This window comes from Frankia sp. CgMI4, assembly GCF_001756285.1.
Taxonomy (GTDB): Bacteria; Actinomycetota; Actinomycetes; order Frankiales; family Frankiaceae; genus Frankia; species Frankia casuarinae.
The window spans coordinates 1-24,919 of the sequence record NZ_MAQZ01000067.1; the positions used below are offsets into that span (position 1 = coordinate 1).

At 71.7% G+C, this 24,919-nt stretch carries 16 protein-coding genes, 1 tRNA gene and 1 pseudogene; 9 read left to right on the forward strand and 9 right to left on the reverse strand.

Annotation, left to right across the window (positions count from 1 at the left end; all coding sequences use genetic code 11):
- The 5 genes from Manayef4_RS10920 to Manayef4_RS10945 all read right to left on the reverse strand — a co-directional run.
- On the reverse strand, window positions 1-5,607 hold a 5,607-nt coding region (locus Manayef4_RS10920; RefSeq protein ID WP_070131517.1), incomplete at its 3' end, for a type I polyketide synthase.
- Window positions 5,608-7,083: 1,476 nt separating this feature from the next.
- Window positions 7,084-8,163 (reverse strand): LuxR C-terminal-related transcriptional regulator, encoded by a 1,080-nt coding sequence (locus tag Manayef4_RS10925; RefSeq protein WP_235462948.1) that lies wholly within the window; start codon window positions 8,161-8,163, stop codon window positions 7,084-7,086.
- A gap of 1,296 nt (window positions 8,164-9,459) precedes the next feature.
- Window positions 9,460-13,155 (reverse strand): LuxR C-terminal-related transcriptional regulator, encoded by a 3,696-nt coding sequence (locus Manayef4_RS25945; RefSeq protein WP_254665581.1) that lies wholly within the window; start codon window positions 13,153-13,155, stop codon window positions 9,460-9,462.
- A 144-nt stretch (window positions 13,156-13,299) separates the two neighbouring features.
- Entirely contained in the window at window positions 13,300-13,599 is a 300-nt protein-coding gene (locus tag Manayef4_RS10940) for a DUF4193 family protein (protein WP_011435374.1), read from the reverse strand.
- Between the two features lie 432 nt (window positions 13,600-14,031).
- A complete protein-coding gene (locus Manayef4_RS10945; protein ID WP_070131513.1) occupies window positions 14,032-14,421 on the reverse strand; it encodes a co-chaperone GroES in 390 nt (129 codons plus the stop codon).
- 422 nt (window positions 14,422-14,843) lie between these two features.
- Here Manayef4_RS10945 and Manayef4_RS10950 point away from each other — a divergent pair, with 422 nt between their 5' ends.
- Window positions 14,844-15,509 (forward strand): hypothetical protein, encoded by a 666-nt coding sequence (locus tag Manayef4_RS10950; protein WP_011435372.1) that lies wholly within the window; start codon window positions 14,844-14,846, stop codon window positions 15,507-15,509.
- A 933-nt stretch (window positions 15,510-16,442) separates the two neighbouring features.
- Here Manayef4_RS10950 and Manayef4_RS10955 read toward each other — a convergent pair.
- Complete coding sequence (locus Manayef4_RS10955) at window positions 16,443-16,700, reverse strand: hypothetical protein (RefSeq protein ID WP_023841029.1); 258 nt, start codon at window positions 16,698-16,700, stop codon at window positions 16,443-16,445.
- A 376-nt stretch (window positions 16,701-17,076) separates the two neighbouring features.
- On the opposite strand from Manayef4_RS10955, the gene Manayef4_RS26365 reads away from it, so the two are divergent.
- From Manayef4_RS26365 to Manayef4_RS10965, 3 genes are all read left to right on the forward strand, one after another.
- A complete protein-coding gene (locus Manayef4_RS26365) occupies window positions 17,077-17,205 on the forward strand; it encodes a hypothetical protein (protein ID WP_023841030.1) in 129 nt (42 codons plus the stop codon).
- 301 nt (window positions 17,206-17,506) lie between these two features.
- Window positions 17,507-17,935 (forward strand): ATP-binding protein, encoded by a 429-nt coding sequence (locus Manayef4_RS10960; protein ID WP_070131514.1) that lies wholly within the window; start codon window positions 17,507-17,509, stop codon window positions 17,933-17,935.
- Window positions 17,936-17,998: 63 nt separating this feature from the next.
- Entirely contained in the window at window positions 17,999-19,342 is a 1,344-nt protein-coding gene (locus Manayef4_RS10965) for a YbhN family protein (RefSeq protein ID WP_011435369.1), read from the forward strand.
- Between the two features lie 60 nt (window positions 19,343-19,402).
- Here the strand turns inward: Manayef4_RS10965 and Manayef4_RS10970 are convergent, their stop codons facing one another.
- On the reverse strand, window positions 19,403-19,828 hold the full coding sequence (locus tag Manayef4_RS10970; RefSeq protein WP_011435368.1) for a DUF3618 domain-containing protein: 426 nt from the start codon (window positions 19,826-19,828) through the stop codon (window positions 19,403-19,405).
- A gap of 453 nt (window positions 19,829-20,281) precedes the next feature.
- Here Manayef4_RS10970 and Manayef4_RS10975 point away from each other — a divergent pair, with 453 nt between their 5' ends.
- The 4 genes from Manayef4_RS10975 to bcp all read left to right on the forward strand — a co-directional run bounded on the left by Manayef4_RS10975 (window position 20,282) and on the right by bcp (window position 23,030).
- Window positions 20,282-21,052, forward strand: coding sequence for an SCO family protein (locus Manayef4_RS10975; RefSeq protein ID WP_070131515.1), 771 nt, complete (start codon window positions 20,282-20,284; stop codon window positions 21,050-21,052).
- Window positions 21,049-21,615 (forward strand): MauE/DoxX family redox-associated membrane protein, encoded by a 567-nt coding sequence (locus tag Manayef4_RS10980; RefSeq protein WP_023841031.1) that lies wholly within the window; start codon window positions 21,049-21,051, stop codon window positions 21,613-21,615. Before Manayef4_RS10975 ends, Manayef4_RS10980 begins: the two co-directional genes overlap by 4 nt.
- Window positions 21,572-22,384, forward strand: a complete 813-nt coding sequence (locus tag Manayef4_RS10985) for a thioredoxin domain-containing protein (protein ID WP_011435365.1) — start codon at window positions 21,572-21,574, stop codon at window positions 22,382-22,384. Before Manayef4_RS10980 ends, Manayef4_RS10985 begins: the two co-directional genes overlap by 44 nt.
- Before the next feature lie 154 nt (window positions 22,385-22,538).
- On the forward strand, window positions 22,539-23,030 hold the full coding sequence (gene bcp, locus Manayef4_RS10990; RefSeq protein ID WP_070131516.1) for a thioredoxin-dependent thiol peroxidase: 492 nt from the start codon (window positions 22,539-22,541) through the stop codon (window positions 23,028-23,030).
- Between the two features lie 71 nt (window positions 23,031-23,101).
- Here the strand turns inward: bcp and Manayef4_RS10995 are convergent, their stop codons facing one another.
- Window positions 23,102-23,614 carry a hypothetical protein gene (locus Manayef4_RS10995; RefSeq protein ID WP_011435363.1) on the reverse strand — a complete coding sequence of 171 codons (513 nt, stop codon included), beginning with the start codon at window positions 23,612-23,614 and terminating at the stop codon, window positions 23,102-23,104.
- A 437-nt stretch (window positions 23,615-24,051) separates the two neighbouring features.
- Here Manayef4_RS10995 and Manayef4_RS11000 point away from each other — a divergent pair.
- Window positions 24,052-24,132, forward strand: a tRNA-Leu gene (locus Manayef4_RS11000).
- A gap of 556 nt (window positions 24,133-24,688) precedes the next feature.
- On the opposite strand, the pseudogene Manayef4_RS26470 reads toward Manayef4_RS11000, so the two are convergent.
- Window positions 24,689-24,847 (reverse strand): annotated as a pseudogene (locus tag Manayef4_RS26470) (zinc ribbon domain-containing protein); the annotation flags it as partial.
- Between the last annotated feature and the right edge of the window lie 72 nt (window positions 24,848-24,919).

Sequence of the window (24,919 nt, forward strand, 5' to 3'; positions counted from 1 at the left end):
CATCTCCACCGGATAACCCGTCTGTTCCCCGATCACCCCCACCACCGCGGCCGACACCGCGGCCCGGTCCAGCACCACCCGACTCGCGGCAGCCATGTCCGGCGCGTCGTCAGACGCGACCCCCGGCCGCGGCGGCACGAAGCCCGGCACGTCGTCAGACACGACCCCCGGCCGCGGCGGCACGAAGCCCGGCACGTCGTCAGACACGACCCCCGGCCGCGGCCGCACAAGATCCGCCGGCCGCCCCTCGGGGAGCTGGCCGGGCCGGGCCAGGCCGGTCGGGTCGATGCCCAGGTAGCCCAGTACGACGTCACGTTGCGCCGCGACCAGTTCCCGGGTGGTCCGCAGAAACTCCAGCACCACGGCGTCCACCGGTCCGTCACCTCCAAGTTCGGCCAGTCCGGCGGGCCCCGCCGCAGGGTCGTCGGTCGTCTCGCTGTGGTCGGTCACGCCGGCGCGGTCGAACGGGGGAGCCGGCGCCACGGTGTCCTCGACGAACCCGCGCACGCCGACGATCTCGGGCACGGATGCGGCCCCGGGCACGGAGGCGACCCCGGGTGACGTCGTCCGCACCGTCAGCCGGGTCGGCGGCCGCAGCCCACCAGGAAGGAACCGGCCGTCGGGCGTGCGCACATAGGCCCCGTCGATGAGCCAGCCGGGACGGCGCGGCAGGTCCGTCGCGCTGACCACCCGGGCGTCGCGGCCGGTGAACAGCGCGGAGGGGTCGAGCTCGACGCCGACGGCGGCGAGCTCGGCGAGGGCCAGCAGCAACCGGCGCAGCCCCGGCTCGCCGGCGACGTCGGTGGCCACCACCCGGTGCGGTCGACCGGCCAGAATTCTGCCGACGAGTTGCGCCAAGACGCGGCCGGGCCCGGCCTCGACGAAGGTCCGCACCCCCGCGGCGTACATCGCCTCGATCTGCTCGACGAACCTGACCGGCGCCGCCACCTGACCGGCGAGCGTCGCCCGCACCTCGTCCGGGCTGCCGGGGTAGGGCCCGGCGGTCGTGTTGGACCAGACCGGCAGGGTCGGCGCCTCGACCTCGACCTCATCGAGCCGGGCGGCCAGCGCCGTCGCCGCTTCCGTCACCACCGGGCTGTGGAAGGCGCACGCGACCGGGATCGGCTTGGCGCTGATGCCGGCCCGGCCGAGAGCCGCCACGGCGGCGGCAAYGGCGTCCGTCGGCCCGGAGATCACGCTCTGCCGCGSGGCGTTGTGGTTGGCCACGACGACCCGGCCCGGTCCGGCCTCTCCACCCGTAACGGCCCCGTCGAGCGCGGCGCGGACCTGCTCGACCGACGCGGAGACCGCCGCCATCGTGCCCGGGTCGTCGCCAGCGGCTGCCAGGATCGCCGCGGCACGGGCCTCGCTCAGGCCGATGAGGTCCCGCCGGTCCAGCGCCCCGGCGGCGCACAGCGCGACCAGTTCGCCGTAGGAGTGCCCGGCGACGTGGTCCGGGCGCACCCCGAGGCTGGTCAGCAGGTCGTGGACGGCAAGCCCGGCGAGCCCCAGCGTCGGCTGGGCCGCACGGGTGTCGGTGATCGCGGCCGCCTGGGCGGCCTTCTGCTCCCGGGAGAAGGCCGCCGGCGGGAACATCGTGTCCGCCCACCGGGGGGCGAGGTCCAGCACGGACCGCAGCCGTGGGAAGGCGATGAACAGGTCGGCGAGCATGCCGGGCCGCTGACTGCCCTGACCGGGGAAGAGGAACGCGGTGGCACCCGGATCCGCGTCCTGGTCCCGGACGAACAGACCCGCCCGAGGGTTCGACGTGAACGTGCGCGCCTGGTCGATGGCGGTGGGCAGCGCGTCGAGGTCGCCGGCGACGAACGCGAGCTGGACCGGGCCGCCGCGTTCCGCGCAGACGGTGGAGGCGAGGTCACGCAGACGGAACGGCCGTCCGGCCGCGTCGTTCGCGACGATCAGCTCGGCCAGCCGGTCCAGCGCCCGGGTGGCCGCCACCCGGTCGGTGCCGCGGACGACGAACAACTCCGCGGGCCAGCTGTCGAGGCCGTGGGCGGGCTCGGGCCCGCCGTCATAGGCGGACAGCACGACGTGGAAGTTGGTGCCGCCGAATCCGAAGGCCGACACGCCGGCGTGGCGCCGCTCGGCCGGGGCAACCCACGGCTTGGCGACGTCGTCAAAGTAGAACGGGCTGCTCTCGGCGTCCCAATAGGCGTTCGGCGTGTCGATGTGCAGGGTCGGCGGCCGTACCCCGGTCTCGACGGCCTTGGCCATTTTGATCAGACCGGCCAGGCCCGCCGCACACTTCGTGTGCCCGATCTGCGACTTCACCGAACCCACCGCGCACTGGCCCGGCGTCGCACCGTGGTTGGTGAAGACCTCGGTGAGGGTGGCGAGCTCGGTGCGGTCCCCCACGACCGTTCCGGTCGCGTGCGCCTCCAGCAGACCGATCTCGCTGGGCGAGATCCCCGCCCGCCCGTAGGCCCGTTCCAGGGAGAGCACCTGGCCGGCCTTGCGCGGCGCGGTCAGCCCCAGGGCCCGCCCGTCGGAGGAACCGGYGACGGCCCGGATGACGGCGTGGATCCGGTCGCCGTCCCGTTCGGCGTCCGCGAGCCGCTTGAGCACGACGACGGCCACCCCCTCACCGAGGCTGGTGCCGTCGGCGCCCGCGTCGAAGCTGCGGCACCGACCGCCCGGAGACAGCGCATGGACGGAGGAGAACAGCAGAAAGTCGTGGGCGCCCGCGTGGGTGTCCACGCCGCCGCACAGCACCATGTCCGAGGTGCCCGCGACGAGCTCCTTGCAGGCGGCGTCGAGGGCGGCGAGCGACGACGCGCAGGCCGCGTCCACGGTGAAGTTCACCCCGCCGAGGTCCAGCCGGTTGGCGACCCGGCCAGCGATGACGTTCGCGAGCATGCCCGGGAACGAGTCCTCGTCCAGCTCCGGCAGGAACTCCTCCAGCTCGGCCGGCAGGTCCCCGAGCAGCGCCGGCCACAGGGAGCGGAAGCTGTAGGCACCGGAGAGATCCGTCCCGGCCTCCGTGCCGAAGACCACCGACGTGCGGGAGCGGTCGAACGCCCGACTCTCGCCGGCGGTCTTCTGGCCCACGTCCTTCTGGCCCGCGTCGTACCCGGCGCCGCGCAGCGCGCGGGCGGCGACCTCCAGCGCGAGGAGCTGGCTGGTCTCGATACTGCGCAGCGACTTCGGCGGGATACCGTAGGCCAGCGCGTCGAACGGCACCTGCGGGAGGAAACCGCCCCATCTCGACGGCGTCCTGCGGCCAGCGTCCCTGAGCACCGCGTCCGGGTGGTAGTAGACCTCGGCATCCCAGCGATCGGCCGGGACCTCGCGGATGGCGTCGTTGCCGGCGACGATGTTCGCCCAGAAGCTGGCCAGGTCCGGGGCGTCCGGGAAGATCGCGGACATCCCGACGATCGCGATGTCGAGCGGCCGGGCGGCCGGGCGGCCGGGCGCCGCGCTCCTGTCGGCGGGCCGCGGCTCGGCGGAGCGCAGCTCGGCGGAGCGGGCGGCGAGCCCGGCCGTGGCCTGCGCGGTGACCTCGTCATGCAGCTCGGCGATGCTCGTCCGCCGCGAACGCAGGGCGGCGACCTGTCCGATCATGTACATGCCGTCCCGGGCCTGGGTCGCGGGATCGACCGTGACGACCTCGCTGCCCTCACGGCGCAGGCCCTTGCTCGCGACCCGCAGCCGGCCGAGGTTGAGCGCCTCGAGCTCCTCCCACATCTGCTGGCGGGAGTTGCCGGCGGCGATCAGCTCACGGCGACGGCCCAGAAAGGTGTGGACGTACGCGGACTCCACGCACCGGGTGGCATGACCGGGAGAGGTCTCGAGCAGCACGGTGCGCTCGCAGTCGAGAGCGGCCTGCTGGAAACCCGGCAGGATCGCCCCGGACGCGACGGCCTCGGCGGTGAACAGGTACGCGGTGCCCATCAGCACGCCGACGCTCGCGCCCCGCTCGGCGAGCGGCCCGGCCGCCGCGGCGACCATCGCAGCGGAACGGGCGTCATGCACGCCCCCGGCGAACAGCAGATGCAGGCCCGCGAAGAAGTCCGGACCGGCCTGATCGGTCGTGCCGAACTCCAGCAGGCCGGCGATCTGCGCCTCCCACAGCGGGAAGCTCGCCCGCGGCCCGACGTGCCCGCCGCATTCACGCCCCTCGAAGACGAACTTGCGCGCGCCGTCGGCCAGGAAACGGTTCAGCAGCCCCGGGGACGGGACATGCAGGAACGTGTCGATGCCGGCGGCCTCCAGCGGGGCCGCCTGTGCCGGGCGACCTCCGGCGACGATCGCGCAGGCAGGACGCACGTCATGCACGGCGGCGAGTTGGGCGGCCCGCAGCGGCGCCGGGGCGAACCCGAGGACCCCGACCCCCCAGGGCGCGTCCCCGAGCAGGTCCGCGGTCTCCTCCAGCAGGGCGCGGCTGTCCTCGCCGCTCATCAGCGCCAGGGCGAGGAAAGGCAGCCCGCCCTCGTCGGCGACGGCATGAGCGAACGCCGCCCGGTCGCTGACCCGCGTCATCGGTCCCTGCGCGACCGGGTGGCGCAGGCCGCGGGCAGCGGCGAAGGGCGCACCGGGGGCGAGGGGACGGGTACGGGCGGCGGCAGCGATGCCCTCGCGGATGCCCTGACGCACGGCCCGTACGACACCGCCCGCGGTCACGTGGCGGTCGGCGAGATCGGCGGCGAACGCTCCGTCCTGGCCGACCGGGAGAAACTGGTTACGCAGATCACGCGCACCCAGCCGGAACGGGATCGCCGTGGCAGCGCCGGCCATGGCGGCGCCCGTCATGGCGGCGACGGGCAGATCGGGGCGGGTGTACACCCGGTAGCCGGCGAGGAGGGTGGTCTCGCTGCCGTCCATCGCGCGGATCGCCGCCGCGACCTGTGCCGGCAGCTCCATCTCACGCACCAGGGCGAGCTGGGAGTCCAGGACCACACCGGCCGCGCCGCCGGCCACCGCGGCCGCCGCGGTGGCCGGACCGATCCCGCCAGCGGCAAACACGGGCAGCGGCGCGCCCTCGGTGGTGACGAACGCCTGCGCGAGCAGATGTTGCAGGAGGGTGAAGGTGGTGAGGTCGCCCACAGGCCCCCCGGACTCGTTGCCTCGCGCGATCAGTCCCTCGACCCCCGCCGCCACCGCGTCGCGCGCCTGCGCAACCGAGGTGACCTCCGCCCAGACCCGGCGCCGCGCCTCTCCACGCGGCCCGCTCGTCCGCCACCGGCTCGTCAGCGCGCCGATGTCCCAGCGGCTCCCCGGGCCCGGCCCGGCATCCGCCCACGCGACGGGGCCGGATCGGGGATCCGGACCGGATCGGGCGACGAGTACGACGGTCCCGACGCTCGCGGGCAGCTCGTCGGGATCGAGGGGGCAGCCGGGGGCAGCCCGCACCCCGAACCGGCCCGGCGCCCACCGCGCGGCGTCCCGCAGCGCATCACGCGCCGGTCCGGCCAGCAGCCCGAGATCCAGCACCCCGAGCCCTCCGGCCCGCTGCACCGCGGCGACCAGGGACGCGGACGGTTCGGCGAACGGCGTGATCACCACGACCAGCTCGCGGGCGTCGAGCGGATCGCGGTCGGCGGGATTGGCCGGCGAGGCCACGGGTGACGCGCTGGGTGCAGTGGTCATCGGCTGGTCCTCCCGACCGGTCCCCGCCTGAGRCAGGGCGCTGAGGGGGCAGAGGCTGAGGGAGCTGTGCTGGTCCGCATGGGCGGGCAATCGCTGGTCCGGATGGGCGGGTAATCGCTGGTCCGCGTGGGCGGGCACCTCAAGGGCAGGCGGGCAGCCGGCAGACCCGTGGCCGGCAGCGCGTCCGCTGCCGCACGATCGTCGCGGCGGCGCATCGAGGCCATGGAACTCACCCACCGAACCAGCATGATCGACTTGTTTCGGACGACAGGACCGCCCRCACCATCCAGACCTCCTGGTCAGTGCCGTCGGGACGGCAGACATCCGGGAAGCCGCATCCGCCCTGAGTATGCGAAAAACGAACCAACCCCCAACAGGCTGTCGCGGAACTGGTGTCCCCCGGTCCCACGGCGGCCGCATCCGATTAGCCGACACGGGATTGYCAACGTGCGCGGAATACTAGCCGGCTCGGTTGGGATCATTGCGCGGTGCCGGACCACAGCGGTGATCGTGGGCCCATCGGACCACTGGCGCGGTCGCCGTGACCAGGTTCGGACGACATCCAGTCGCCGGCTCGCCCACCGCCGGACATCGATGACGATGTCGCGGATCGGGATTACACAGAGCCCGCAGGGGTGTGCACCGGGCGACGTCATCAATCGCTGCGGCCATCGATGGAGGTTACGAATGAGTATCACGCAGGTCGCTATCCCGGTCGCCGGTCGCGGCGGTTTCTCTTCAGAATCGATCATCTAATGCGGCGATGAACAGATGTGGCTACTTTCCGGCAACACACGCCCGCACGCGCAGGGCCTGGAGAAATCGGATGCGAGGACGACGCCCCGGGAGGTATGGAACCACGGGCGGACACCGTCCTGAAAATCGATCGTGGTCGCCGCCGGCCGGGTCAGGCGCTGACGGACGGAGACTGACTCCTTCAGACCCCATGCGGACCAGAAGGGACATCGGCCAACCTAGTMACAGCGCGCCGTCGATCGCAAGCTTATCCGATCAACTTTCCGGCAACGACCTCAATAGGGATGCCAATGGCAACATTTCAGCCACAATAAGCGACAGTCGTCGCGGGGCGTGCAGGACATGACCCTCGGGACCGGTCAGGCGAGGCCAGATCGATTACCACGGACCGGCTTTGTCACCCGGGTGGGATCATCGGCACGCGGCCGTCGGCACCGGGAACGGACACGCAGGGTGTCCGTTCCCGCCACTGCTCGATCATCGGGACCGGCCTCTCGCCTCATCCCTTCGCGCCGAAATGCCGGCRGCCCCGATGGAGAGGTCGATCATGATCGCCGTCATCGGAGGATCAGGTGCCGGCGACCGCGTCCCGCGCGGTGGCGCACCGGGGTTCGCGGCTCGAATCTGAGGTCGTAGATCATCGGCACCGCCGCGGATCCCACGGATCCCACCGATCGAACATCCACGGCAGCGGCCTCATGACCTTATGACGTCACAGTTTCAGGGCCGCGGGTTGCCGGGGGCCGCGAACGCGCTCGTCTCCCGCTGCCACGCGATCGCCAGCTGGGTCCGGTTCGTGCACCCCGTCGCCACGAGCGCATGGGTGAGATGGTGCTTGACCGTGTCGATGCTGATGCACAGCGCCTCGGCGACCTGGCGGTTGGAACGGCCTTCGGCGACGAGACGGACGACGTCGCGCTCGCGCGCCGACAGCTTGCCCGCGACCGACGGGCCCGGGTCCGCCCGGATGTAGAAACGCAGGAGATTACCGAGATGCCGCCCGAGAACTGCCCCGACGGCGCGGTCCCGCGGTCCGAACGCGCCCGGCCGAGAATCCAGCAGGGACACCACGGCGCCCACGTTCGACGGACCGAACAGGCGGATGAGCAGCTTCGCGTGGATGCCGTGTGCCCGCAGAAACCGCTCCAGGCGCATCCGCACCTCCGGGCGTTCCGGGACGCCGAGATCGTCAAGGGTGGCGAGCCCCCGCTCGCGGACCGAACGCAGGCTGTCCGGATTGCTGAGGGCCTCCAGCTCCCGGTAACGCTCCAGGTAGGGGCCCGCGAGTCGAAGCGCCAGCCCGCGACCGGTGGGCCGGGCGTCCTGGAAGGCGGTCTCGAGCGAGGAGCCCAGGAAGAAGGCGGAATGCCGGTAACCGAGATGCCGGGCCATGCCGTCCAGGGCGAGCTCGCGGAAGGATGCCAGCGACGACGCCCGCTCGCAGTCCTCCACCACGCGCAGGATGCCGCGCAGCTCGGCCGCGCCGAGAGCCAGGTCCCGCGGCATCGGCGCGGTACGCGCCACCGGAGCGGACCGGACGGGCGGGCCACCGGCCGGGACCGCGCGGCCGGTGGCGCTCGGCACGTCGCCGCGGCCCATCGGCGAGCCGCCCATCGGCACGCCGCTCCCCGGCGGGCCGGAGCGCTGGTGCAGCGGTCGCCCCGCACCGGCGCCGGTGGCGGCGGAATGCCGGGTGGCCGGCGAGCGGTGCGGCGGGGTCAGCGGTGCGGGTGAGCTCGCGGAGACACGCCTCGCGACCCGGCCCGCCGCAGCGGCCTCGGCGGATGTGTCGACGGTCACGCCAATTCGCGGCCGATGTAGTGCGTCCTCACCGATAACATCATGCGGGCGGGAAACTCGGTCGGTCACACGTGCCTCCGGGGGGGGTCAGAACTCAGAACCGACGCCAGGCCTCGTCCGCTAGGGACGATGCCGCCAGGTTGATTTCCGGCGAAGTTGGACAGGTTCGGCAAGCGTAGGGCCCACCTCCCTCGCTACGCCAGCAGTCGCCCACGCCCCCCCGATCACACTCACCCCGCATCTTCGGCTCAGCCGGGGAAAACGCGACCTTAACGCACGTAAACGTTTGGGATGACGGCGTCCGGCGGCCCCCCGGCAGTGGCTCGAGGTGATTTTTCCCTCCCGCTGGCACCGCCCGTCGGGGCTACCTCACAAGTACGAGATTGGCTCCCCCGGCCTCGATCGCGGCCGCGAAAGAAGCCGGAAAACGTCCTCCGGCGCGGGTGAGCCCTGGATCCCGACCGACATCGACAGCATGAACATTGGTCACGCAGGGTATCCACGGCGGCAGTGCACGGTTTCGCCAGCGGTCCGCGGCCCGCCCCGGAGGGGTGGAGYTCTCCGCTCCCCGCACGGACCACCCATCCCATGGTGCCGCTCCACGACGACGACACATCGAGCGCGGACACCATCGAGCGCGGCCGGGGCGCGATGTGGCCATGCACCGATCATCGACCGGCCGAAGCCACAGRTCGAAGCCACAGCAGGAGACCAAAGCCACGGTAGGAGAGAGGCGGAGGTACGAAGGCGATGACCTTGGGGCGGTCGGTCTTCCTGGTCGTGGTGKGTGCCATCCTGCGCTACGCGCTCACCTGGCACACCACCGGAGTGGATCTCCAGGTTCTGGGTCTGATCCTGATGATCACGGGGATCGTGACATCGATGATCTGCCTGCTCCGCGCCTTCCTGCCGGCACCGGCACGGGCCACCGCACGTACCCGCGGAGCGGGGCGGACACCGATCGGGCCTGGTCCCGGCCCGATCGGGYGGCGCATCGAACGAACGGCGGCGTTCGGCACATACCGGTACGGCCCACCGCAGCCCGGGTCCAACAGGATCCAGAGGGATGCCGGCTACCTCGATGCCGGTCACACGGGCCCCGGTCACACGGAGAGCGACCGCACCGATGCCGGCTATGCGGACGCAGTGGACGACGGACCCGGCTCGGGGGGAGGGTACCCACCCCCGTGCCCGCCGCGATTCACTGAATCACCGTCATCCTGATCGCGGCGCCCCGACCACCGGACCGTTGACCTCCCACCTAAAATTTATTTTTACGATAAACGGTATGACTATTTACAATAGACGCAATTCGCGCGCGCGATGTACAGCGTCGCGACGCCGTGGCACGTCGAGCTTGCGGTAGATGCTCTTCAGGTGCGTCTTCACCGTGTTCACGGAGACGAAGAGCTCGGCGGCGATCTCGGTGGTCGTCAACATCGTCGGCAGATAGCTGAGGACCGCGAGTTCCCGGTCGCTGAGCCGGCCACCCGCACCGGGTCCCCGCCCGTCCCTGGAACCGGGTGAGCGCTCACGCGCCCCCGGCTGCCCTAGGGAGATCGGACTTGTTCCCGTCCCAAGGCCGTAGCCCGCCGGACCGGAGGGGCCGGAGGGGCCGGAGGGGCCGGAGGGGCCGGAGGGGCCGCGCGGGACGTCGGCCCCCTGCCTGTCACGGTCAGGCGGCGCCGAGCGCGCCGCGGGGGTCATGAGGGCCGGACGTGCCATTCGCCCGCTCATGACGGATCGACGTGGGGTGGCCGGCCACGCGGGCGCGGGCACCGCCACCTCTCCGCTCGGCATCCCCCCGCTCGGCGTCCCCCCGTTCGGCACCTCCAGGCCGGCCGCCCCCAGAGGCGGCACCCCCAGAGGCGGCACCCCCGCCCCGGATACGGCCATGACCGGTCCGCCGTCGGTCGGCGTCCGCGGGTTCACCGCGGCGGCGGACTCCGTCGTGGYCATGGCCCGCAAAGTCGACACGAAGAACGGATGTGCGGCGGAGAGGCCGGGATGGGCATCCAAGATCGCCAACGGTTCGCCGCCGAATTCGAGGAACGGGCCAGCGAGTCCCTCGTCCTCGGCGAGCGCGAGGGCACGCGCCAGCAGGTCGGTGGCCCGCGCATGGTCATCACGCCGCGCGGCCGCCACCGCTGCCACCACACATGCCGACACCACCGAACCGCCTCCGCCACCGTCCGCCCGCAGCAGAGCCGCCACCGCGTGCTCCGCTCCCTCTAGATCAGCGCACGCGAGGTTCGCCCGGGCCGCCGCGAGCGCGAGAGCATGGTCCGGCCGGCGGGTGTCGGCCAGCTGGCCCAGCAGCTGCCGGGCAGCCTGGGCGTTCCCGAYGGCGATCAGCAGGTCGGTCTCGGCGGCGCGCCACAGCGACAGACACAGCGGCGGTCCGGCCGGCCGTCCTCGCGACGCCAGGAGACGGCGGGCAGCCCGCACATCGTCCGCCTCCCCACGCCGGCATCGCGCCCTCGCCTCCAGCACGACGATCAGATCGAGCAGGTAGGGAGGATGCGCCGGGGTGAAGGCCATCCGCGCGAGGTCGAGATGGTGCGTGACACGCACGTCGTCGACCCGGGCTGCCGCCACCATCGCATGGGCGAGATGCGCCTCGACCAGGCCTGCCGGCATGTCGGTCCGACCATCCGAGGATGCGGGGACGGCCGTGGGATCGACCGGGCTGGCAGTGATCACAGCGGCGGTGGCGACCGCCGCTGCCGCGCTGGACTCGGCCTGCCGCAACCGACCCCGTAGCACGTAGGCGAGAGCCATCGCCCCGGACGCCGATGCCTCGACCGTCCGCAGACCGGTATCCCGGGCCGCCGTCATCGCCTCCCGCAACGCCTCCAGCGCCAGGTCGGGACGGCCGAGCCAGAGCTCCGCCCGCCCGCGCGCACACCAGGCCACGGCTGCCGCGATCCTGTCGGAACCATCCACGCCCCCATCCACGCCACCACCGGTCGATCGCGCGACGATCCCGGCCGGGCGGTCCGGCGGGGCCCCACCGACGACGGAGCCGGGGCGGGCCACGTCTCCCCCGACGTGATCACGTCGAACACCGCCCGGCTCCCGTCCGGGACCTTCGGCGCCCCCGACGGGGCCGGCGGGCAGGAACCGGGGATCTCCCGGCGGCCGCATGTCGGCGGGCGGTCGTGGCCGGCCCTTCCCCGCAGCCTCCGCCCGCCCCGTCACACCGGCAACCACCGGACCAACCGGCTGCGGCACGGCGCCCGGCCTGCCCGGGGACCGTAGCAACCGGCGGGTGATGCTCAGCATCTCCTCGCACGCCCCGGCGAGCTCCGCCCGGCGCAGGTCGACGAGATCGGCCCGGACCGCGAGCGCGCGACGACGGGACACGACCGCCGCGGCGATGCTCCCCCGGGCCACCTGCAGGTATCTGGTGGCCGCCCCCACCTGTCCCCGGCCCAGCCGGCCCACGGCGGCGACCAGTGCGYACTCCGGCGACCACGAGGCCGGGGAGTCCGGCATCCCCGTCATGATCGGGCTGAACCCCGCGACGCCGCCATGCAGGGCGTCCACCATCTCGGTCCCATCGACGAGCAGGCAGGCCGCGTACCACCAATCCCCGGCATGCGCGGCGTGATGTACCGCGTCCGTCGTCCGACGGTGCGCGGCGAACCAGATCGCGGCTCGCAAGTGGAGCTCAGCGGTGTCCTCGTCGCCGTCCGCGGCCAACGCGGAACGCAGCACCGCGGCAAGCAGCCGGTGAAAGCGGAACCATCCGCCGTCGTGGTCGAGCTCGACCACGAAGCCGTCGGCATGCGCGAGTGCCGCCAGAACTTCCTTCCCGCTCACCCGTGCGCCCACCGTGGGTGCCGGCGCGGCACGCGAGCCGGTAGCCGCCGCCAGGACGCCCGCGTCCATCCGCTCGGCCGCGACGGCGTCCGCCAGCGGCCCGGTCATGCGCTCCAGGACACTGGTCCGCAGGAGGAAGCGGCGTACCGGCGACGGCTTACCGGCTAGCACCTCGGCCCGCAGGAAATCGGCGATCGCGGGATGGCCGGCCACGGCGCCGGAGAAACCAGCCGTGTCACCGAGGCCACCGGACGGGGATGCGACGGCCGCTTCCCACCGCCCATCCGCCCCCGGCAGTGGYCGTCGTTCCCGTGCGGCGAGCGCCCCGGCCGCCAGCCGCAGCCCGGCCGCCCAGCCCTCGGTGACGTGCACGAGACCRCTCACCGTCGCGGGCGACGCCGTGATCTCCTGCCGGCCCGTGATCTCCTGCCGGCMCAGGAGCGCGGCGGCCTCCGCCCGGGTGAAGGCGAGATCTGCCGGACCGATCTCGGTGATCCACCCGGYGGCCCGCAGCCGGTGCAGCGCCACGGGCACCATCCGGCCCATCAGAATGATCCGGGCCCGATCCGCGGCCCCGTCGATCAGCAGTTCGAGGCCGTCGAGGTCCGAACGCCGGGTGATCAGATGCACGTCGTCGAGGATCAGTATGAAGGACGTCGGGAGGTCGGCGAGGATGTTGGCGAGCCGTCGGTAACGCCGATCATAAAGATCGTCGGCCGCGGGACCGTACCGGCTCCCAAAGCCCTCACCGGCCGGGAGCAGACCGTGTCGTCCCAGCCCGTGCAGCAGCTGCGGCCACAGTGGGAGGCCCGGCCCCCCGCCACGCGGGCCGGGGACGACCGCCGGATCGACCCGCACCCACACGATCGGCGTCTCCCCCCGCCGGGCCGCGGCCCAGGCCGCGACCAGCACCGTCTTGCCCGAGCCGGCCGGAGCCCGCACCACCGTGAGGGGCAGGACGGTGGCGGCGTCGAGTGCGTCGAGCAGCCGTGGTCGATCGACATGACCCGGCGGGGCCGGCGGGGGGACGAACCGGTTCAGGAGCAGCGGCAGGCTTTCGGGACCGTCCGCGGGATCCTCCTCCCCGGGACGGGGAGCGRCATCCTCCGGGCGGAGGGGCCGTCGACCCTCAAATGCGGCGGGACGGGACCGGACGGAACCGGACATCGGTGACTGTTCGTCGAGCATCCGCACCACCCCCAGCGACAAACTCGCGCTAGGTAGTGGTACGCCTACTCAGACGACCGGGCAACCGGGCAACCGGTCCGCACCGCCCGCCGTCGAGGGACACCCCGCCCCGGGACCCGGCCCTCAGGCCGCGCAGTCCGAACAGACGACGTGACGGACGTCTGCGAGCTGGCTGCGGTGCTGCACCAGGAAGCATCGAGTGCAGGTGAACTCGTCGGCCTGCCGGGGAAGTACCCGCAGCGACAGTTCCTCGTCGCGCACCTCCGCATCCGGAAGGTCCAGCTCGGCCTCGAGGGCGTCCATGTCGTCCCCCAGGTCCGCCGCCGCACCGGCGCGCTGCGCCTTGAGCGTCTCCAGGCTCTGTTCCTGGAGCTCGTCCTCCTCGACATCCGTGCTTCGCCGAGCGTCGAAGTCACGAGCCATGCGTCTCCTTCCTTTCCCTGCCGTCGTTCACCCAATGGGTATGCCAACCCATCGGTCTTGGGTTCGACCGAGCGTGAGGAGCCATGAAACACTGCACCTCAGGACATCGGCTGGTTACAGTACGCAGTGACCCCAAAGATTGAGGTGACGCGATGCCCTGTGTCCGCATTTCCGGGTGCCTCCACCACATCCAAGGGTCCCGGCCGGAACGCGGATCTCCAGAGCCGAGCGAAGGATACGGGGCGGAACCGCGTCAGGCCAGGCAGCGCCTGGCTGGCGCGGTGTCACTCCCRCCACAGCCATGATCAAACATCACGACTCCGGTGGACCGCCCGCATCTCGATCGATGCGGCACCGTACACCACCTGGACGCCGCGCCGTCATCGGATGGTCGGAAAGGGCCACGCAAGCCTGGGGGCCGACCGGCCGGATCTAGAGATACAGACCCGTCAGGCCGTCGTCCAACCGCTCCGCCGCGACGGCGTGCACGTCCCGCTCCCGCAGCAGAACGTAGGTGGTCGAGTGCAGCTCCACCTCGGCCCGGTCCTCGGGGTCGAACAACACCCGATCGCCAACCTGGATGGTCCGCACGGCCGTCCCCACCRCGACGACGTCCGCCCAGGACAGGCGCTTCCCCATATGCGCGGTCGGGGGGATGACGATGCCCGCCTTCGACCGCCGGTCCACGGAATCCTCACGCGGCTCGACCAGCACGCGGTCGTGCAGGAGCCTGATTGGCAGCGCGCCGGACTGCATGACACCCGATTGCGTGCCCACCCCAGCCGCGCCGACCCCGTTGACACCGCCGGACACAACGTTCACAGGGTCGGACACTACCCGCCTTCCAATCACCGGTGACACCCCAGGCGGCATTTCACGACCGCCCGATCGACCGACCACGTCCGCCGGCCGAGACTTTCCACGCCTCCCGGCCGGCATCCACGCACCCCACACCTCCTCACCGGAGGGGCCAGCCCGGCCGTCCTGATTCCCCGCCAACGTTCCGCCCGGGAATGCCCTCGGGTGACGGGACGCGACGAAGAACGCGATACCCCCACTTCGCCTTATCGGAGCAGAGCCAGCCGAACCTCCCCGGATGGGGAATGGTCTCCCAACGCGGTATAAGCTGCCGCCCATCGCCGCCCGGGCTGGCGCTGACGGGGGCGAGCCGGTCACCCCTCGATCGTCCGTTGGCGCCCAGGTAACCGTCGGCACGTAACGAACCTCAGGGATGGGGCACGATCATGGCACTGCGTATCAGCGTCGACCTCGATGGGCTACGGTGGGCCGATCTGTTCCGCTTCGTCGATCTCGCCCGCAGCGGCGGCATCAGCGCGGAGGACCAGGTTGACGTCATCACCTACGGCAGTGACCCGATGTCGGTCAGCCTGTCGGCCCGCATCTACCCGGCATCCGAGGGGTTCCTCTCCACGGAGCARCCGGACACCTCCGGCGACAGCATGCGCGGCGCCCCGCTCTCGATCAGCCCCGGGGCCGGCAGTCCCAACGGCTCGGGGTTCGCCTACGACGGTCCCACCGACCGCGCGGCCTCGGCCAACGGTGCCCACTACCCGGCGTTCGACAACGCCGCGGACCGTGCGGTCCCGCAGAGCAGCAACGGCCTGCCGTCCTCCTACGGACCCGGGTACGACGGACCCGCCGAGCGGGGCGCTCAGGCGGCGGGGGGTGGGCACTATCCCGCGTTCGACGGCCAGCCCGACCGCATGCCGCCGGGTGCCGGCGGGCAGTTCGCGGGTTTCGAGCCGTTCGACCGGTCCGCGCCGGGCAAGGAGCCCGGAGGTGCCCCCGGGCAGGTCGAAAGTCCCTACATCGAGGAGTTCGCCAGGCTTCAGGAGGGTCTGATGCGGCAGGTCCGCCGCACGGACGAGGTCCGGCCGGACCGGTCCTGATCTGCGATCAGCGCCTCCCCGCGGCCACGCCGTCCGGACTCCGGCTCGGCATGACCATGCGGCCCGTCCCGGCGAACCCACTTCCCGCCCTCACCGCACGTAAGGGAGAGGGAACCATCAGCGGCGTCTGGCACCGCGAGTCAGAAACGGAACGTGAGTCAGCGGTGACGGTGAACCCGAACGGGCTACACCCTTCGTGCCCGCTGGCCCGCTATGGTGCATGCTGCCGGTGATGGAGGATCCGCGCCTTGCTGACGTCGAGCAGTATCACGGGCGACTGCGCTCGGAGCTCGACGTCATCGCCCGTGGGCCGGTCCTGGTCGGCCCGAAGATCGTCGAGCATATTCACTCGCTGATCACCCTCATCGACCTTCATCAGCCGAATGAGTTCGACCTCTGCCTGAGCTGCGACCGTCTCTGGCCCTGCGCGTCGATCATCGCGATCACCGGCATGTCGCCGGGCGCCGCACCGGACAGCCGGGCGGTTGACGAGGCCAGGATGTTCCCTCCGGCTCGCCCCGCGGCCAGACCGCCCGCACCGCAGTCACCCCCGCCACCACAGTCACCCCCGCCACCACAGTCACCCCCGCCACCACAGTCACCCCCGCCACCACAGTCACCCCCGCCACCACAGTCACCGGTCAGGCCGCCTGTCCCGGTTCCTGGACAGTTCCCCGAGCCGATGCCCGGGGCGGCTGCCCACCTGCCCATGGGGTCCCCGGCAGACTCCGACCACCCGCCGTCCGGCGGATACTCCGACCGTTCGGGCTACCCGCCCCCGGCTGCCCATCCCGCCCAGCGGGGTGCTCCGCGGCCAACCGGTGCCCGGCCACGACTGCCCGGCGGGCGGCAACATGCTCCCAACGGATACTCCTCGGACCGGTATCCGACGGGCGGGTACCCCACGGACCGGGACCGGTCCGCCGCGGACGGCTACCCGCCGGCCGTAAACCCGTCGGTGGCCCGGGACGATGTCGTCGTGCCGTCATCCCGGCCCGCTCCCTCGATCTCCGGTCCGGTCGAGATGGCCACGGCCAGGGTCGAGACGCCGCGCTCGATGACCGGCACCGGAACCGGGCCAGGCGGCCCGTCGGACCCCGGTCCCGCGCTGCCGGGGCCCGGACGCCACCAGGGCCGGCCATCACCCCAGCCGGGGCCGACGCCGCCGGAATCCACCCGGTCGGGATCCATGCAGCCGGGATCCACACACCGCGGACAGCCCGACCGCGGACGGCCGGGCCCGGCCGAGTCCCCGGGACGCCCCGCGGGGAACGGGGCGAGAGCCTGGGCAGACCGTCCCCGAGCACCGCAGCGGCGCGCGGAACCGGGTGGGCAGCCGACGAGGGACCAGCCCGGCCCACGGCCCATCGGCCGTCCCGACCACCCCGGGCCGGCCTTCGATCGGAACCCGACCCCGCCCGACGGGCGCGCCCCGGACGGAACCGGTGGTGTACCGCATGGCTACGGTAGCCGGTACGCGCAACCTGGGATCGACCCGCCGAACTCGTCACACCCCGGTCGGGCTGCCATGCCGCGAACAGCCGCGCGAGCGGATGCGGATGCGGACATGGTGCCGTCCCCCCGCAGCGATCTGTCGGCGGCGGCGGCCCGCATCGACCAGACCGCGGTCGACGAGGTCACGCGGGCCTGGATGGCTCGCCGCGAGTCGGTGCTGGACGGCATCGACGTCATCTGACGCCATCCCCGACGTGGTCACCCGCCCGGCCGTCCCAGCGGGGCAGGCCGACCCGCCCCGCTGGGACGGCCTGCCACCCCGGCCCGGCACCCCGGCGGGGGAAGCGCCGATGCCGTCCTCGGCGCGTCGCGTCGCCCGGACGTCCCGGTCGCGGTATCCAGATGCGTCGCGTGGCCGTTGCCCGGCTCGACGACCACAGAGGGTCAGGTTTGGGGGGGCGGTCATGGTGGCAGTAACGCGACGCGGCAGACCCCCGCACCGGAACGACGACCGTGACTGACAACCCCCCGGAAGGTGAGGCGTGGCCGAAGCTCTCAGCGCACGCTTCGACCTGCCCGCCGATCCCCGCGCCGCCAGCCGAGCCCGCCGGCTGGTCACCGAGCTGCTCGCCGCTTGGGGCCGCCCGGAGACCGTCGAGGTCGCGCAGCTACTCGTCAGTGAGGTCGTGACGAACGCGGTGCGCTTCGTCGGCGCCCGCGCCGCCCTGTGCCTCACACTGTCCCTGCGCAACGACCGGATCCGCATCGCGGTCGACGACGGAAGCTCGCTGTGGCCGGTGCTGAAGCCCGCCCACGACGACGACGAGTCGGGCCGGGGCCTGCATCTGGTCGCCGCGCTGGCAATGCAGTGGGGTGTCGTCGAGGTACCGGACACCCGGGGGTCAGGCAAGCAGGTCTGGTTCGACCTGCCACGCCAACAGGATCCGATCGAGGCGGTCTGCGGCTCCTGACCAGGGCCGCCGACCGATTCCTCCCGAAGCGTCGTCGCGCGACTTCCGGTGGCCAGGTTGGCAATGAGACTGCTTCAGCTGCTGTTCAGCCAAGCCGCATACCGTCAAGCCGCGTACCGTGACGTACGTCTCCTCTGCATCACGACCGTGATCGCGCCTGTCGATCCTACGGGGGTAGTCATCGAGACTCCGGTCCTGCTCGGCGCTGTCAGCGCCGAGAGCGCCGCCGCGCCCGCGCCCCCGCTTCCACCGCCGGTGGTGCTGACCCGGCAGCTACTACGACGCCCCGGTGCCCACCCGGACGACAACTCCGACGACGTGGCTGCAACGACACCGAGCTCTACAACGAAACCGAGCTCTACAACGACACCGAGGGGCGAGCTCGTCGCATCCCCGGCCGGTGACGTCCACGTCTTCGCCGAACCGCTCGCGCTCCGTCTCGGACCGGTTCGATCGTCCCGGTCCCGGCGGCGCAACGTCCTGCTCGCCGGCGTGCTCGCCGTGCCCCTCACCATCCTGGCCGTGCGCTTCCGCGGCGACATGGCCTCACGGCTGGCCGGCGTTCCCACGCCCCGCTGGCACTGGCTCGTCATCTGCGCGCTCTCCTCGGTCCTGTTCTACTTCGCCAACGGCCTGTCCACGCGGGCGGCCAGCGGCCTGCGGATCGAGCTACGCACCGTGACCGGCCTSCAGGTCGCGGCAGCGGCGGCGAACCGGATCGTGCCCGCGGGTCTCGGGGCCATCGCGATCCATCTGCGTTTCCTGGAACGGCGCGGGATGACGCGTCCCGCGGCCCTGGCGGCCATCACGTCGATCAAGGTGGCCGGCGGGGTGGCGCACCTCGGGGGCATCGTCCTGGTCGCCGGCACCCTCAGCGACTCGGGCATCGGGGCTGCCGTGGCCAACCCGCTGCGGTCCACTGTCCAGGGGCTCGGGCCGGGGCCGTTCGTGCTCGGCTGTGGGGCGGTCTGCGCGCTCGTGACGGGCACCGTGGCCCATCCACGGATCCGGTCGAAGGCCCGGCCGGCGGTGCGGGCCTTCGACACCCATCTGAAGATCCTCGCCCGTTCCCCGTGCCGGGCTCTGCTGCTGCTGCTGTCCCAAACAGGGACACGCTTCTTCCAGATCCTCGCGCTCGCCTGCACGGTCTGGGCATTCGGCACCAGCATGACGTTGCTGTCCGTTGCCGCGGTCTACCTCATCGGCTCGATGGTAGCCGGCGCGGCGCCGACAGCCGGCGGCATCGGCGCGATCGAACCGGCACTGGCCTTCGGGCTCGCGGCCGCGGGCGGTACGGCGGCGTCCATGTTCACCGCGGTCCTCGTCTACCGCCTGATCAGCTTCTGGCTGCCGGTGCTACCGGGGATCCTCATGCTGGCCTGGCTGCGCCGCACCGGCGACCTGTAGGCGGGGGCAGGGAGTCGGCGCGACCGGCCCGGGAGCGGCCCAGGCGGGCGGGCGGGCCGCTCACCCGCGCCGGGACGACCGGCGACGACGGCGATGACGGATCCCACCCACCAGGAGCAGCACACCTCCACCCACGAGAACGACCCGCTCCCAGCGCACCACCCGGACCACGGTGGCGCCGCCAGAGGGGCCGGGCACCGCCCTGCCGTCCAGCGCACCCCCGGTCAGCGTGCCCGCATCCCCCCGCCGGTCCACGCCATCGGCTCCGACGCCGGCTTCCAGTTCGGGAAGCGCCGGCCCCGGGCCGATCCCGAGGGCCGGACCGTACCTGTGGCGCAGTTCGGCGGTCTTCACCCGCAGCTGCATCTGGGCCCGCTCGGCGACGCGGCGCGGGCTGACGATCTCCGTGATGGAATCGATCGTCTCCGCCAGTTCGGCGCGGGTCTCTTCGATCTGTTGCTGGATCACGGCCGGGTCCTGCGGCACCGATGTCGCCCTCTCGTCCGTTGCGAATGRCGGACGCGCTCCCGCGGCTGGCGTCGATCGGCGTCGATGGACGCCACGGACATCTCCGTCGGGTGCGACCGGCCTGCAACGATCGTGCCAGACACATCACCGCCCGGCGAGACCAAACCGCCAGTGGCGCGACACGTCACGCGGGCGCCCTGACGCGCGGCGTCTCGCCCCGTCCGGTCCCGGTCTCCGTACCGCGCAGCTGGCGCCGCAGACACCGCGCAGCTGGCGCCACAGGCGGAAGCAACCGCACACCGGAATCCGTCCGGCGGGACATTACGCTGAACGCTGTGCGCGACGGCCAGCGGTGCTCTGGCCCGGGTGGGAGTCGCCCCGGGCGACTCCCACCGTCAGCACCTGCCGCAGTCAGGCGGACACGTTTTCCGTGGCCCCGATCCGTCCTGCCCGGCCCTGCCCTGGAGCGTCATGTCCCCAGTCCACCATCCTCGTCACGACACGGGTTCCCGTCACGACGCCGGTTCCCCGCCTGGACAGTTCCCCCCGTCGCGCTCCCGGCGGCGCCGTCCGGCGCTGGCCGGAACCATTGCCACGGTCCTGGTCGCTTCCTCGATGGCGCTGCTCACCGCCTGCGCCGGCTCGGGAACCGACACCGGAGTGAAGATCGTCGATGTGGGCAACGGCGGCGACGGCAGCCTGCACGGCACCGTCCCGGCCAGGCGGCTGGCCAAGCCGGCCCTCAACCTCACCGACGCCGACGGCCGTCCCTTCGACCTGCGCACACGCACGCAGGGGAAGATCACTATGCTGTTCTTCGGCTACACCCACTGTCCGGACGTCTGCCCGACCACGATGGCGGACCTCGCGTCGGCACTCGGCGAGGTGAAACCGGACGTGCGTGACCAGGTGACGGTCGTCTTCGTGACGACCGACCCTGATCGGGATACGGGGGCGGTCCTCAGCCGTTGGCTTAAACAGTTCAACGCAACCTTCATCGGCGTCCGCGGCCCGYTCGACCGGATCCGTACCGAGGCCGAGGCCTTGGGCGTTCCCCTGGAGAAACCGGAGGTCCAGGCCGACGGCTCCGTTCTGGTCACCCATGGCGCCCAGGTCATCGTCTTCTCTCGGGATGACAGGATCCGCGCGCTGTACCTGGCGGGGACCAGCGTCCAGGAATACATCGACGACCTGCCCAAACTGACCGCCGAGCGGTCCGGATCAGAAGAAGCACGGTCTTGAATCCGATCACCTACAGCCTTGTCACCCCCATGCAGCCGGCCAGTCGCGCCGTCTCCACAGTGTTGCGCCTCGGCCTCGGCGTGGTCTGGCTGGTCGCCGGGCTGTTGAAGGTCAACGACCCGGACGGGATGGTGCGCTCCGTGCGGGCGTTCCGCATCCTGCCCGATGCCCTCGTGCAGCCGATCGCGTACGGCGTCCCGTTCCTGGAGATCGCCTTGGGGATGCTGCTCGTCGTGGGGCTCGCCGTGCGGCTGTCCGCCGTCGTGTCCGCGGTGATGTTCGCCGTCTACATCGCAGCGATCGCGTCGGCCGCCACCCGGGGGCTGCGGATCGACTGCGGCTGCTTCTCCTCTGGGGGTGATCTCACTGCCGACGCCCCGACGCACTACACCTCCGAGCTGATCCGCGACAGCCTGCTGCTCGCCGCCGCCGGGCTGCTGGCCTGGCGGCCGAGCGGCTACCTGGCGGTGGACCGTCTCCTCGACCAACCAGTGAACGATCTTTCCGGGAGTACCGCTGATGGCTGCGAAGTCGAAGAAGGCACCGTTGACAACCGGCGGTAGGGCCCCTGGCGGCGGCGCAAGGCCCGACGCGACCCCCCCGGCAAGTGGAGGCAAGACGGTCAGCGGACAGGAGCGACGGGCCAAGGCCGCGGCGGCGCGGGCCGCGGCGGCAGCGCGGGAACGGCGACGGCGGCGCGGCATCATCACCGGCGTGGTGCTGGCCGTTCTCGTCCTGGTCGGCGTGATTGGCTTCGCCGTCCAGAACTCCCGCGAGGAGTCGAAGCCGGTGGTCCTGCCAGCGAGCGCCACCGGCACCGATCACGGCATCGTCGTCGGCAAGGCGTCCGCGCCGGTCACCGTCGACCTGTACGAGGATTTCCAGTGCCCCATCTGCGGGACGCTGGAGAAGACAACCGGGCCGACCATCGGCAAGCTCCTTGACGACGGCAAAATCAAGATCGATTACCACATGATGTCGTTCATCGGGCCGGAGTCGAAGCGGGCAGCGAACGCGGCGGCGGCAGCCGCCAACGAGGGCAGGTTCCGGCAGTTGCACGATGTGCTGTACGCGAACCAGCCCGAGGAGCGCACCGGCGGCTTCACCAACGACACGCTCATCACGCTCGGAGCGAAAGCGGGGCTGACCTCGCAGGCGTACCGGAAAGCGGTCAACGAGGGGACCTACGACGGGTACGTCGCCAAGGTTGACGAGGACGCATCGAAGGCCGGCGTCACCGGCACGCCGACCGTCTTCGTCAACGGCAAGCGGCTGTCCGGGGAGCAGCTCACCCCGGAGGGCTTCCGCGCGGCGGTCGACGCGGCAGCCTGACCGGGCTCCTGAGCAGGGCAGCCTGAGCAGATGGGGGACCTGGGCACGGTCCACGGTGCACAGACCGTGCCCAGGTCCCCCGAACCTCGCCACGTTGGGGATCTGTCCGCCGGGGGTTTGCCGTCCCGCGCGGGCCACGGCTACTTTTCGGGCCATGACTGAGACCGCCAACGCCGCCCGTCTGGTCCCCGGCGACATCGCACCCGACTTCACCCTGCCCAACTCCGAGGGGAACGAGGTGTCCCTGGCGTCCTACCGGGGACGGCGGGTCGTCGTCTACTTCTATCCGGCCGCGTCGACCCCGGGGTGCACGAAGCAGGCCTGCGACTTCCGGGACAGCCTCGCCCAGCTCGACAACGCCGGCATCGACGTGCTCGGGATCTCTCCCGACAAGCCCGCCAAGCTGGTGAAGTTCCGCGACACGGAAGCCCTGACGTTCCCGCTGCTTTCCGACCCGGAGCGGAAGGTGCTCGCCGCGTACGGCGCCTTCGGCGAGAAGACAATGTACGGGAAGAAGACCATCGGCGTGATCCGCTCGACGTTCGTGATCGGCACGGACGGCACGATCGAGGTGGCGCAGTACAACGTCCGCGCGACCGGTCATGTCGCCAAGCTGCTGCGCGACCTGGGCCTCGCAGCCGCCTGACCGGGACCGTCCCTGAGGCGCCTGGCCGACCCATCCCGCAGGCTTCGTCGGCCGCTTCGTTGACGGCTTCGTCAGCTCGCCGGCCGCAGATCCCAGCCCAGCAGCACGTTCTCCGGACGGTGCGGATCGACCAGCACGGGGATACGACGCGGGCGGCCCGACGAAGCCGTCGCCGCCTCGCTCAGGTCGACGTCCGGGTCGGGAAGGACCGTGCTGCGCACCACCGGATACACGTTGCCCCACGCGCCGGGGCGTTCGATGAGCAGATGAACCTCGGCGACCGGCCTGCCGTTCACCCGCAGGCCCGTGTCACGGACCGCGCAGACGGCCGCGGTCGTCGCCCGACCGGTGTCGATGAGCTTCAACGCCCGGTTCCGTTCGAGGAGGGCACGCTGGGCGGCGTGGCGGGGGCCGGGGCCGACCAGCCGTTGGGCCTCGTTCCCGGTCTCGTTCCCGGCCCTGACGTTGGCCTCGGCCCTGATCTTGGCCCTGATCTTGGCCGGCGGRCTCTCGACCTGTGCCGGTGCCTCGCCGGTGGGCGGAACATCGGCGGGGGCGGAGCGCGGGACCTCGGTGAGGGTCATATGAATCGTCTCCCAGTCGTCCTGGCCAAACCGGCGCGAAACAACCCTGCCGCCGGTCGGATAGCCGTGCGAGTCAGGCTGACGACAACGGCCCTCTCACGGTTGTCGTCCCGACGACCGCGGGACGAGCCTCGGCGACCGGCGGCGTKAGCCCTCTGGACTGTCGATATCTGTCCGCCCTGGCGTCCACCAAACCCGGCCGATACCGGTAAACCTCGTGAATGGCTCACTACGAAGGTTCGTGGCCGGACTGGGGCAGCCTCCATGGCTACCCGCGGCTGCCCACGGTCGTCCACGGTTGTCCACGGTTGTCCGCGGTTGTCCGCGGTTGTCCGCGGTTGTCCGCGGTTGTCCGCGGTCCTGGTGAGGATGCGGGGCATAACCCGGCGGGAGGCGGAGCGCCCCCCAGGTGAGGCGATCGCTACTCTGGAGGTGACGCGGGAGTGGCGGAATGGCAGACGCAGCAGACTTAGGATCTGCCGCCTTCGGGCGTGGGGGTTCAAGTCCCCCCTCCCGCACCCGGGTATTCATTGCGCGAACCGGTCCCTTCGGGGCTGTTGTGGCTGGTGGGTGGGCTGCGACGGCGGTCAGGGTGGGTGGCTGGTCGTCGTCGGGGTCGGGTTGTGGGATGCGGAAGACGGGTATGAGCCGGTCGGGTCCGCTGATCTTGACTTCGGCGATGAGTGCTTCGATGAGTGCTTTGCGTTGCTGGTTGGTGCCGGTCTTGATGACGATCGTGATGTTCGCGGCGATGGTGTCGAGGGCGGCGGGGGCGGGTGTGACGGGTTCGCGGGCGATCTGATCGGTCAGTTCGCTGTGGCGGTTGCGGAGCTGTTTCTGTTGGGTGCGGAGTTTCGCGAGGCGTTCCCCGATGGTTTCTTCGTCGATGGTGCCATGTTCGAATGCGGTGAGGTAGCGGTCGATCGCCCGGTTGGTCTGGGTGAGTTCGGTGTCGACGGTGGTGAGTTCGGTGCGTAGGTCACCGCGGGCGTTGCGGTGGGCCTGCTGGGCCCTTTTGACGGCGTCGGCGATGAGGGTGTGCTGCTCGCGGTAGAAGTCGGCGAGGGCTTCGAGGACGGCGTGGTCGATGGCGTCGGCGTCCAGTCGGGGGGCGTCGCAGCGGTCGGAGCCGTAGCGGTTGCGGGTGAAGCAGGTGTAGTAGCGGTATTTGCGGCCATGGCGGCCGGTGGCGCGGGTCCCGAGCATGGTTTTGCCGCAGCGGGGGCAGCGCATCCGGCCGGTGAGGTGGTAGTCGGAGGCGTTGGAGGCCCGGCGGGAGTGGGCTTCGCTGCGGGCGGTGAGCAG